Source organism: Winogradskyella ouciana (assembly GCF_009709615.1).
In the GTDB taxonomy this organism is placed as follows: Bacteria; Bacteroidota; Bacteroidia; order Flavobacteriales; family Flavobacteriaceae; genus Winogradskyella; species Winogradskyella ouciana.
This window is the reverse complement of record NZ_WJYA01000006.1, coordinates 384,109-395,039: the sequence shown is the minus strand read 5'-3', so window position 1 is coordinate 395,039 and position 10,931 is coordinate 384,109. Positions and strand designations below refer to the sequence as shown.

Genomic DNA, 10,931 nt, shown 5'->3' with positions numbered 1-10,931 from the left:
GTCGTGGTTCCTGTTAATGTTCCCGAACAGTTGTCCGACGTGGTCGGTGCCGTGGCCGTGGTCGAGCATTCGCCTGTTATATCTGTTAAAGTTGGTGTGGTTGGGTCAATATTGTCTTCTACAGTAACTGTTGCGGTGCAGGTATCTGTTTGTCCGTTTGTATCCGTAACCGTTAGTGTAACTGTATTAGAACCTATATTCGAACAATTAAACGTATTTGGCGAAACCGTCATACTTACAATCCCGAAATCATCGGAACTACCACCATCTACGTTTGCAGCTGTTATGGAAGCATTTCCAGAGTTATCTAATTGTGCTGTATAATTTGTACAAGATACTGTGGGCGGATTATCCACTCTAAATGTAGCACTAAAATTAGCACCTCCATTATTAACCGTATGAGGAAAAGGATTGGGTGTTCCACCAACAGAAAAATCTGCAGTAGTATAAACTTCAATTGAATAATCAATCCCTGAAGTTAATCCTGACAAAACATTAATATTAGCATTTGTAGTACTCCAAGATTGATTATCGCCAGTTCCGCCACAGGCAGCACCAGGGAAATTCTGAACATTTGAACTTAAGTCAATTGATAAAAAAGTACCTGAAGGAATACCTGAAGGAAAAATTCTGTAATGTAACCAACCTGAAGTAACATCATCAGAGCCACACTTAAAAATATTATTTTGCCCACCATTTAGTATAAAGGTGTCTGTACTTTGAAAAGTTCCAAGATTTGTTCCATTAAAATCAAAATTGGGTGTCTGGGTATGTGGATTTAAATCATAATAATTGTTACCAAAACCACTATCGACGATAGCATAACTTTCAAAAATCCCCGATTGAGCATTTAAATTTATACTCCCCAAAAGCATAAATAATAAGTTTAATAGCAGAAACTTATTCATATCAATTTTTTTTAAATATTAATATACACCATCCTGAATCTGATTTATTTAAAATCAAATTTTGGAAAATGTTAATGTTTGCTATTAATCAGGGGGAAACAATTAAATTTAATGATATTTTCGGCGATAAGGCAAATTAATCGACAAACTACCAAAATACACTTTTACGGTTGATTTTCAATAATTTAGAGTAATAAGAAGTTTTTTATAACACTAGACATTGACCATTTTCCAATATCCTTTTTTAAACCAAAGAATACCAATGACTGTTATTAAGACTTCAGCTAAAGTTATCGCCAGAAAGACACCTACTGGTCCAAAATCAAAAGTCAATGCCATGAGGTAGGCAAAAGGCAATTGCAACATCCAAAAACAGATAAAGTTTATCCATGTTGGTGTTTTGGTATCTCCCGCTCCATTAAAGGCATTGATGATTACCATGCCATAACCATAAAACACATAACCTGCGGCAATAATCCTGAGACAGAGTGCTCCATTTTTAATGACCTCTATTTCTTGTGTAAACCACGAAATAATTTCTGGCGCAAATATGAGATAGACAACAGAAACCAAGCCCATAAAAATGGCGCTGAACTTTCCAGTTTTCCAAACAGAATCCTCGGCACGTTGTGGTTTTAAAGCCCCTAAATTCTGACCTACCAAAGTTGCGGCTGCATTGCTCATTCCCCAAGCAGGCATTAAGGTAAACATCATTACACGAATAGCTATGGTATAGCCAGCAAGCACTTCACTGCCAAATTCACTCATTATTCGCATTAAAAACACCCATGATGATGTCCCAATTAAAAATTGACCAATGCCACCGAGTGAAACTTTTATGAGATTGAACATCACAGCAACTCGAAGCACTAAATCCTTAAATCTGACTTTAATTTTACTCCAGCCATAAAATAGAACTAACAACTGAAATACAACAGCTGTTCCTCTACCAATAGTCGTTGCTATAGCAGCACCCTCAACTCCGTAAGCTGGGATTGGCCCAAAACCAAAAATAAACATTGGGTCTAAAATGATGTTCAATCCATTAGACAACACCAATGCCCACATGGCAATTGAGGCATCACCAGCACCTCTAAAAATGGCATTGATTAAGAACAGAAGGATAATCGTAACGTTTCCACCTAATAGCACCTGGGTATAACCGTAACCTTCTTCTATCAGGTCAACCTCACCTCCCATAAGTCCTAATATTTCCTTTGGGTAACAAATACCTATTACACTAATAATGGCAGCTACAAAAATCCCAAGACCAATGACCTGCACCGCGACTTGTGATGCTCCTTCCCTATCCTTTTCGCCAATGCGCCTTGAAACAATTGCCGTTGCTGCCATACTTAAACCAATGGCAACGGCATAAACCAATGTAATTACAGATTCGGTTAGGCCAATTGTAGCAACAGCATTAACACTGACTTGCGAGACATAAAAAATATCTACTATGGCAAAAATGGACTCCATAAGCATTTCCAAAATCATTGGAATGGATAGCATAAATACAGCTTTGCGAATACTACCGGAAGTAAAATCTTGTTCCTTGCCAGAAACAGCGATTCTTAAATACCTGAGAAATTGTTTTATTGAAATTTTATTGGATTGCATAATTATTACATAAAAAGTAAGACATAGCTAAACAAAAGTTTTGTTTAACAACTGACATCACATGAAGTAGTGAAAATTTTTCCGAGATGGGTTTATTATGCAATCATAATGACACAAATATGCGCATTATTTTCTAAACAACTATGTCTTCAATAATTTAATCGTTTCGACTCGCTTTATTATAAGCACGAATCATAAGAATAGCCCATAATGCAACTAACACTATAACTATAACAGAAAACCAAAATACAACATCATTTCCCGCCATGATCCACAAGTTTTAAATAAATCATAACACCTAATAATGTTGGTGCCCAAAGGCCAACAAATAATCCATGCATTTGATCTCCGGTTAGAAACAAATATTCAGCAACAAGAACTATAACTGCACATAAGAATAGCATAAATAAATTTGCAGTTCCTAATTTTTTGAAGTAATTCATTTTAAAAGGTTGGTTTAAACCCTCAAGTTATGAAAAATTCATTTATTGTTTGTCTTCCATTAAAAAATAGATTTTACTTGTAGAATAACTTATGTTTTCTATAAGCCAAGAAAGCTAATATTGCAATAATAGCCAATGTGACAGCTATGAACTGAAAACTTAATATCTGGTCTCCACTAGCATAAGCATGTAAACCTGATAGGTAGAAATTAACACCGAAATAAGTCATAAGTATAGAACCAAAAGCCAACACAGACATAAGGTTGTAAATCCATTTTCCGCGTAGGCCTGGCACCAATCGCATATGGATAACAAAAGCATAAATCATAATACTGATTAATGCCCAAGTTTCTTTTGGATCCCAGCCCCAATAACGTCCCCAACTTTCGTTTGCCCACATGCCTCCAAGGAAGTTACCTATGGTTAACATCACCAAACCTACAGTCAATGCCATTTCATTGATAATGGTCAGTTCCTTAATGTTAATATCCATTCGGGCTTTGTTCTCTTTATTTGTGAAAATCATCAACAACAGAGCGACCACACCAAGAATCATTCCTATAGCAAAAGGTCCATAACTTGCTACAATAACAGAAACATGAATCATTAACCAATAGCCTTGCAATACAGGTTGAAGATTGGCAATTGCAGGATCCATCCAAGCCCAATGCGCTACCATTAAAATCATGGAACTTACAAATGCTGATGCAGCTACTGTAAGATTACTTTTCCTACCCAATAAAAGACCAAATAACATCACAGACCACGCTACATAAATCATAGATTCATAAGCATCACTCCAAGGTGCATGACCAGATAAATACCAACGCCAAATTAAACCTAAAGTATGAAGAACAAATAACAGTACAACAACACCAACCATAGTATTCACAGCTATCTTAAGCCCTCTACTTTTATACTTAAATATCTGAACTATTATAAGTATGAACAGAACTGTCGCTGCATACATATACCAACTAAAGAGCTTTTTGAAGATATCGTACTTATTGTATAGAATTTCAGATTCTACCTTTTCATCTGAGAGCATAATCTCTGCTCCGAATTTTTGCTGTGTTTTCTTTATGGCTTCCAATAATGCCTGAGAACTCGAAAAATCACCAGTCTTCTTATCATTATTTAATCGAATCAAATAAGAACTAAAGCCATTGTTAATGAAATTCCCATACAATGAATCCTTAATTTTTTCCCGATAATTACCTTCTCGAAATTCTAAAGATGAAATCCAAGTGTTGTTCTCATCATCTGGTACTGGGAAAATTTTAATAGACCGACCTTCAATTGCATCAGATAATAATCCCAATCTCCCATAGGCTTCTTTTACCTCTTTTTGAAATCCATTAGGCACCTGTGCTTTATAAGCTTCCTCTACATATGGCCCTAATTTATTTCTGCCGTCTGGAGTGAAAAAGTCGAGTAAGGTTACATACTTTTTATCATAATCCACACCAATAATTGATCGTATTGAGTCTGCTTTTCTTGGCTTAAGATATATTACAGGAGCATTGTACCACAACAATGGACTTTCTTGGATAGACAAAAATATTTGTGTTGCCGAAAACCCTTCATAAGTATCCTTTTTTGAAAGCTTTCTTAGCATTTCTGAGGCGTACGTGTGCATTGGCATCATACGACCACTGTAATCCTGAATTACCATTTTGGCAAACTTATCGGCTTGCTCCTGTGGCGTAATGTTTTCTTTTAGAATAGAATCTATCTGTACTTTGGTTGGTCTTTGATTTTGTGAGTGATCATGACCGTCATTCTCAGAATGCTCTTGCGCAAAGCCTGTGAAACTTAACAACAAGGCAATCATTGTCATTATTTTTGCCTTTTTCTTTTTCAACTTATCAAGACGTTTTCTTATATCATCAAATCTTGTGTTTCTGGCAAACAAAATAGCCATTAAGCCAAAGTACAACAACATATAGCCCGTATAAGTGATATACGTTCCCCATCGATCGTGGTTTACTGAAAGTATAGTACCTTTTTCATCAGGATCGAAACTCGCCTGAAAGAAACGATATCCTCTATGATCCAAAATATGGTTCATGTAAATATGATAATCAAAATCTCCTTGCTCCTCATCCAAAACAGTGACTTTACTTTCATATGAAGAATAGGCATTTTCAGTACCTGGATATTTTTCGGCAATAAAATCATTTAGCTTCACCTTAAATGGTAACTGTTCTAATCTTGAACCATAACGCAGAGCCACATCCAATCCGCCAACATTAACCTCTTCTAGCTGGTCATAAGTACCTGGCCCACCTAAAAGATTTATACTTTTTGTCTCACCGTTTGCGGTAATATCTAAAACAATTCCACTTTCATCACCTTTTAGAATTGTTGGTTTCTTTACAATATCAAAAACACCTTTCACTACTGGTTTAGGAAACACTAATTGCATGTTACCAATCACATAACGCGAACGCAGAGCCAAACGCTGTAAGCTATCCTTAACCAGTTTACCTCTTTGGCCCGTTGCCATGGTCATATATTCACCCTCATAAGGAGATTTAATGAATAACCCATCTTCGGTACTTGTGATGTTTATAGCGCCTTCTTGATCTTTATTTAAGGAAATAAGTACATTATGCAAATTAGAGACCTGACCTTCTTTTAAAAAATGATTGTGAGGTCTTCCGTCACCAGCTTCTACAATTTTAAGATAGCTTTCACCATTTTCATTTGGCACAATATCCTTTTCTGCCCCTTTGATGAATTTCTTTAGTTTAAAACTCACTTCTGCATCACCATAATCATAAGTTCTTTCAAAATCATTATCTAATCGAGGTGAGAAATCCACCTCTTCCATAATATTGCGCTGTTGTAATTGACCATTAATTTTATAATCTCCAAGGACGCGTCCGCTTATGTAAGTCTTTTGAGAACGAAACTCGCTTTCTGTTGCTCCTTCCCTAATTGCCATCATTCCTTCGTAACCGATATATCGTGTAACGCCAGCTCCAACAATAATGAATATCCAAGCCAAGTGAAGAATTAGTGTTGCCCACTTTTCTTTTTTGTGCAACCTGTACCGTTTAATATTACCCACAAAGTTGATAACGAAAAACACCATAATGGTCTCAAACCACCATGCATTGTATATCAATGTTCTGGTATAAGGCGTTGGAGAGGTCTCCATGTTTCTATCTAAAATAGTTCCTGTTGCCATGGCAACGGCAAAAACAATAAACAGAATAGCGGTAAGTCTTGTAGAGAATAGGAAATTCGAGATTTTCTTTTGCATAGCAATAGGCTTATTTTAAGCTCGTGCAAAGATAAGGCTTTTTGATGATTCTACTCCCGTTTTGCAATCATCAAAAAGCGTTAAAATTTATGTAATAAAAGTTTTAGGTAGAAGTACTTGCCTTGAGTAATTTATTTTGTTCTTCCATCAGCTCTTTTAAATCTGATAATAGCTCTATATCCTTAGGAGTTGCAACAGTTTTATCTTTTGAGTCTTGTGCTTTAGTTCTTAATCTGTTCATGGCTTTTACAACTATAAAAACTGTAAACCCGATAATTAAAAAGTCTAAAAACACTTCAAACAGTTTACCATAAGCCATGGCAACTTCAGCTGTTGTAACTTCTCCCGAAGTATTAGTAACTGCATCTCTCAAGACAATTTTTTTGTTTTCGAAATTTGCACCATCAGATAATAGTGACAAAGGAGGCAGTAGTACTTGCTTTGCTAAAACATCGATGACTTTATTAAATGCTGCACCAATAATGATACCGATGGCCATATCCATCATATTGCCTTTTACGGCGAATTCTTTAAATTCTTTTAAAAGTTTCATAGGTCTAATTTATATTTTAATGACAAAAATTTATAAAGATAAGTTTCTCTTTTTGAGGTATTGAATAATTAAATACGCCACAATTAAATTAGGAATCCAACATAACCAGGCAACAATTCTGTAAGCCGGAATAAAATCACCAAAACTCACACTAAGTAAAGGTAACCAAATTCTTAAAGTTACTGCCGAAAAACAAGCCGCATAACTATATATCATAAAATATTGATGTTTAATTATCTTACCTTTTTGTGCAGAACGATATCCTAAAAATGTAGTAGTTAACCAGACAATAGCTAAAGAGCCAAAGCCTACTTTACTAATTAATCCGCCTGTAGCATGAGAGGCAATATACAAACCACAGGTACCGCTTATTAAAACTGAAACCACATAAACCTTACCAATGTTTCTATGAATTTTTAAATTTTTTAATCTTATTTTCCTGCTAAACTGCAACCAACCAATCAGTAATGCCAAACCACCAAAAACAATATGTCCATAAAACCCAAAATTCCATAGCACATCATAAAGTAATGTATCCGTTTTTGATGCTAATAATCCAAACTTTCTATCAATTATAAAATAAATTATTGGATAGAGGCCGATACTGACACAAAGGACACCAAAAGCATAGTAGCTTATTTTTTTAAGTATGACAGATTTATTAATCAATGGATCTTGCTTCAAAGATTTTCAAATATAAAAAAGTTCCCATTTTGCGAGCTCTGCGTTTAGCGTTTTCGGCATAATCTCCTTCAAATAATTCGTCAATGGTTTCAAACCATAGATTAAGCCACAAACCAAAGTGCAACTCAGTTATGCTATTATTATGGGCTTTATCCACCTTTACGTGGGCTTCAAGCGGATTGCCATAATATTTCGTCTTTAAAAACAAACTCGATTCCCAAAACGTCGTAAGATGCTGAAGATGTGTACCCCAATCCTGTATGGTGTCGTTGAAAAAAGGGCCGAGAACATTATCTCTCCTAACTTTTTTATAAAATTCAGAAACTAACAAAAATATATCGTCTCGAGTTTCAATGTCTGTTTTGGCCATAATTCAAAGTTATTCTTTTAATCCAAAACATATACTTGTAAAATGCGAAATCTTAGTATTTTTACACCATGATATCAGTAATACTTCTTGGAGCAGGAAACGTAGCTACACATTTATACAAGGCTTTCAAATCATCAGAAAGTGTTAAGGTAGCACAATGGTATAATCGCTCTTACAGTAGCATATCATCTTATGCCAATGAAGTTGAAACTACAGACCAGCTTTCGGATTTAAAGGAAGCTGACATTTATATTATGGCTGTTAGTGACGATAGCATTTCTCAGCTTTCTAAAGATTTACCTTTTGAAAATCGATTGATAGCACATACCTCTGGCAGTGTTTCCATTCATGATATGGATAAAAAAAATCAACGTGCTGTTTTTTACCTCTTACAGACCTTTTCTAAAGAAGCCGAATTGAATTTTAGCGAAATACCAATTTGTATTGAAGTTACGGAAAAGCTCAACCTTCAATTTATGAAGGATTTGGCTGCAGCAGTAGATTGTAAACCTTATAAAATAAATACTGAACAACGGCAAACCTTACATCTCTCTGCTGTTTTCGTGAATAATTTCACCAATCAGTTGTATCGTATAGCGCATGAAATCAGTGATACCAAAAGCATTAACTTTGATATTCTAAAGCCTCTGATTTTAGAAACCGCTAAGAAGGTTCAGGACATGTCACCATACATGGCACAAACAGGACCTGCAAAACGCAATGACAAAAAGACGATTAAGCGTCATTTAAAGCAAATAGAATCCGAAGAACACAAAGCAATTTATGAGCTTTTGACGACTTCAATAAAAAAAACACATGGTGTTACGACCCATCGAAAAACTAAAAGCATCCATAAAAAACCAAAAAACGAAACTGGTCACTGAGCGAAGTCGAAGTGACGCATAGCAAAATATAAATGAACGACGACAAAAGCTACAAAGAATATTTAGTAGATATTACCACCTTTATTTTTGATGTGGATGGTGTACTTACCGATGGTACCATCAATGTAACCACCAATGGTGAAATGTTGCGCACCATGAGCATTAAGGACGGTTTTGCACTTAAAACGGCTGTTGATGCTGGTTTTAATATTTGCATCATTTCTGGAGGATCTAACGAAGGAGTACGCAAGCGCCTAGAAGGATTGGGTATTAAAGACATCTTCCTGGGCGCTCACAATAAAATAGATCAACTCAACGAATACACTAGCAAAAACAATATTGATAAAACCAATGTGTTATATATGGGAGATGACATTCCTGATTTTCCTGTAATGAAATTGGTAGGTTTACCATGTTGCCCACAAGACGCTGCACCAGAAATAAAAGCGATTTCAAAATATGTATCGCATAAAAATGGTGGAAAAGGCGCCGTGAGAGATGTGATTGAGCAAGTGTTGAAAGTTCAGAATAAATGGAACGGCAACTTTAGTGCTAAATATGACTAGTTTTCACTGAATCGTTATTCCTAAATCAAAAATCGTAAATTCCTAAATGATTCACTTCCTCAATTTAATCCGTTGGAAAAACCTTTTAATGATTGCCCTTGTGCAAATCTTAATTAAATATGCACTACTGCTGCCCTTTTATGAAAGTCATGGAGTTATAACCACGCTTAGTCCATTGGCCTTTTTTCTATTGGTAATAGCTACCGTTTGCATAGCTGCTGGTGGTTATGTTATCAATGATATTTATGATGTTGAAGCAGATAAAATCAATAAGCCGAGTAAAGTTATAATCAACACACATATTTCTGAAAAAATCGCATTGCGCCTTTTTATAATTTTAAATGTCATTGGTGTTGGGATTGGTTTTTATTTATCTAACGGCATTGGCAAGTCAGGATTTTTCGTCATCTTTTTTATAGCCTCTGCACTACTCTATATGTATTCGTCTTTCTTAAAACAAATACTTTTGGTTGGCAATGTGATTGTTTCATTGGTCGTTGCCCTAAGTATTTTATTGGTAGGGGTTTTTGAATTGTTGCCAGTCATTAATGACAGCAATAGGGAAATTCAGATTTTCTTTTTCAGACTTATTTTAGACTACGCCATTTTTGCTTTCATAATTAACTTCATAAGAGAATTGGTAAAAGACATTGAAGATATTGACGGAGACTATAAAGCTGGCATGCAAACACTTCCTATTGTTTTGGGTAGAGAACGTGCCAATAAAATAGTATTTGTGCTATCGCTTATCCCTTTGTTTGCTGTAGTGTATTACGTGGTGGATAACCTATTTAAGCAACAACTTCTTGTAGGTTATTTCTTGGTATTGGTCATTGCACCTCTAATTTATGTCACAATCAAATTGTTTAGTGTAGAACACAAATCGCACTACAAACATATAAGCCTTATACTTAAGTTAGTGATGTTAACTGGTATGCTTTCTATGACACTATATTCTTATGTTTTAAATTAAATGCTGAACGACAAACTAAAAGATTACAACATTATTCTGGCCTCTGCTTCGCCAAGACGGCATACTTTTCTGAAATCTATGAACATAGATTTTGAAGTAAAGTTAAAACCCATTGACGAAGTCTACCCAAAACATCTAAGAGGCACAGAAATTACCGATTACTTAGCTAAATTAAAAGCTGAAGCTTTTATAATTGAGCTTCGTCCCAAGGATATTCTAATAACAAGCGACACCATTGTGTGGTTAGATGGAAAAGCCGTTGAAAAACCAAAGGATGAAGACGATGCTTTCAGAATGATTAAATCGCTGAGCGCTAAAACACATCAGGTGATGACCTCTATTTGTTTTACGCAAACTTCTGGGCAACGATTGGTAAATACTATTACCAAAGTAACGTTTAAAGCCTTATCTGATGAAGAAATTCGTTATTATGTTGACACATACAAACCACTGGATAAAGCTGGTGCTTATGGTATACAAGAATGGATTGGTGCGATTGGCATTACCAATATAGAAGGGTCTTACAACAATGTCGTCGGACTACCAACCCATTTACTTTATGAAACGTTAAATGCCATTGCAGAAGGTCGTTAGGATTGTAACTTTGTTGTTCACAATCTTCTGGCATATTAAATTGTCACACTGAGCGCAGTCGAAGT

Annotated in this window: 11 protein-coding genes; 4 read left to right on the top strand and 7 right to left on the bottom strand. The window is 35.5% G+C overall.

The window, feature by feature from the left end:
- The 7 genes from F1003_RS11770 to F1003_RS11740 form a co-directional block, all read right to left on the bottom strand.
- Positions 1-908: HYR domain-containing protein (locus tag F1003_RS11770; RefSeq protein WP_155089624.1), on the bottom strand; the 908-nt coding region annotated here is incomplete at its 3' end.
- A gap of 213 nt (positions 909-1,121) precedes the next feature.
- Positions 1,122-2,528: an MATE family efflux transporter gene (locus tag F1003_RS11765; protein ID WP_155089623.1), complete on the bottom strand. Its 1,407-nt coding sequence runs from the start codon at positions 2,526-2,528 to the stop codon at positions 1,122-1,124.
- A gap of 254 nt (positions 2,529-2,782) precedes the next feature.
- On the bottom strand, positions 2,783-2,971 hold the full coding sequence (locus tag F1003_RS11760; RefSeq protein WP_155089622.1) for a hypothetical protein: 189 nt from the start codon (positions 2,969-2,971) through the stop codon (positions 2,783-2,785).
- A gap of 73 nt (positions 2,972-3,044) precedes the next feature.
- Positions 3,045-6,242 carry a cytochrome c biogenesis protein gene (locus F1003_RS11755; protein ID WP_155089621.1) on the bottom strand — a complete coding sequence of 1,066 codons (3,198 nt, stop codon included), beginning with the start codon at positions 6,240-6,242 and terminating at the stop codon, positions 3,045-3,047.
- Positions 6,243-6,345: 103 nt separating this feature from the next.
- Positions 6,346-6,795 carry a large conductance mechanosensitive channel protein MscL gene (mscL, locus tag F1003_RS11750; RefSeq protein ID WP_155089620.1) on the bottom strand — a complete coding sequence of 150 codons (450 nt, stop codon included), beginning with the start codon at positions 6,793-6,795 and terminating at the stop codon, positions 6,346-6,348.
- A gap of 30 nt (positions 6,796-6,825) precedes the next feature.
- The gene (locus F1003_RS11745; RefSeq protein ID WP_235898339.1) at positions 6,826-7,479 is read right to left on the bottom strand and encodes a DUF2306 domain-containing protein; all 654 of its coding nucleotides are present in this window, start codon (positions 7,477-7,479) and stop codon (positions 6,826-6,828) included.
- Positions 7,457-7,849 carry a group III truncated hemoglobin gene (locus F1003_RS11740; protein WP_155089619.1) on the bottom strand — a complete coding sequence of 131 codons (393 nt, stop codon included), beginning with the start codon at positions 7,847-7,849 and terminating at the stop codon, positions 7,457-7,459. Before F1003_RS11740 ends, F1003_RS11745 begins: the two co-directional genes overlap by 23 nt.
- 68 nt (positions 7,850-7,917) lie before the next feature.
- On the opposite strand from F1003_RS11740, the gene F1003_RS11735 reads away from it, so the two are divergent.
- Genes F1003_RS11735 through F1003_RS11720 form a run of 4 tightly spaced genes read left to right on the top strand, consistent with a single transcriptional unit; the run spans position 7,918 to position 10,866 of the window.
- The gene (locus F1003_RS11735) at positions 7,918-8,733 is read left to right on the top strand and encodes a Rossmann-like and DUF2520 domain-containing protein (RefSeq protein ID WP_155089618.1); all 816 of its coding nucleotides are present in this window, start codon (positions 7,918-7,920) and stop codon (positions 8,731-8,733) included.
- 32 nt (positions 8,734-8,765) lie between these two features.
- Positions 8,766-9,299, top strand: a complete 534-nt coding sequence (locus F1003_RS11730) for a KdsC family phosphatase (RefSeq protein WP_155089617.1) — start codon at positions 8,766-8,768, stop codon at positions 9,297-9,299.
- 46 nt (positions 9,300-9,345) lie between these two features.
- On the top strand, positions 9,346-10,272 hold the full coding sequence (locus F1003_RS11725) for a geranylgeranylglycerol-phosphate geranylgeranyltransferase (RefSeq protein ID WP_155089616.1): 927 nt from the start codon (positions 9,346-9,348) through the stop codon (positions 10,270-10,272).
- Positions 10,273-10,866, top strand: a complete 594-nt coding sequence (locus tag F1003_RS11720; protein ID WP_155089615.1) for a Maf-like protein — start codon at positions 10,273-10,275, stop codon at positions 10,864-10,866.
- Positions 10,867-10,931: the final 65 nt, after the last annotated feature.

Excerpts from the sequence above, each read along its gene's own strand:
- F1003_RS11765 (WP_155089623.1), bottom strand. The coding sequence starts at position 2,528 with ATGCAATCCAATAAAATTTCAATAAAACAATTTCTCAGGTATTTAAGA.
- F1003_RS11760 (WP_155089622.1), bottom strand. The coding sequence starts at position 2,971 with ATGAATTACTTCAAAAAATTAGGAACTGCAAATTTATTTATGCTATTC.
- F1003_RS11755 (WP_155089621.1), bottom strand. The coding sequence starts at position 6,242 with ATGCAAAAGAAAATCTCGAATTTCCTATTCTCTACAAGACTTACCGCT.
- mscL (WP_155089620.1), bottom strand. The coding sequence starts at position 6,795 with ATGAAACTTTTAAAAGAATTTAAAGAATTCGCCGTAAAAGGCAATATG.
- F1003_RS11740 (WP_155089619.1), bottom strand. The coding sequence starts at position 7,849 with ATGGCCAAAACAGACATTGAAACTCGAGACGATATATTTTTGTTAGTT.
- F1003_RS11735 (WP_155089618.1), top strand. The coding sequence starts at position 7,918 with ATGATATCAGTAATACTTCTTGGAGCAGGAAACGTAGCTACACATTTA.
- F1003_RS11730 (WP_155089617.1), top strand. The coding sequence starts at position 8,766 with ATGAACGACGACAAAAGCTACAAAGAATATTTAGTAGATATTACCACC.
- F1003_RS11725 (WP_155089616.1), top strand. The coding sequence starts at position 9,346 with ATGATTCACTTCCTCAATTTAATCCGTTGGAAAAACCTTTTAATGATT.
- F1003_RS11720 (WP_155089615.1), top strand. The coding sequence starts at position 10,273 with ATGCTGAACGACAAACTAAAAGATTACAACATTATTCTGGCCTCTGCT.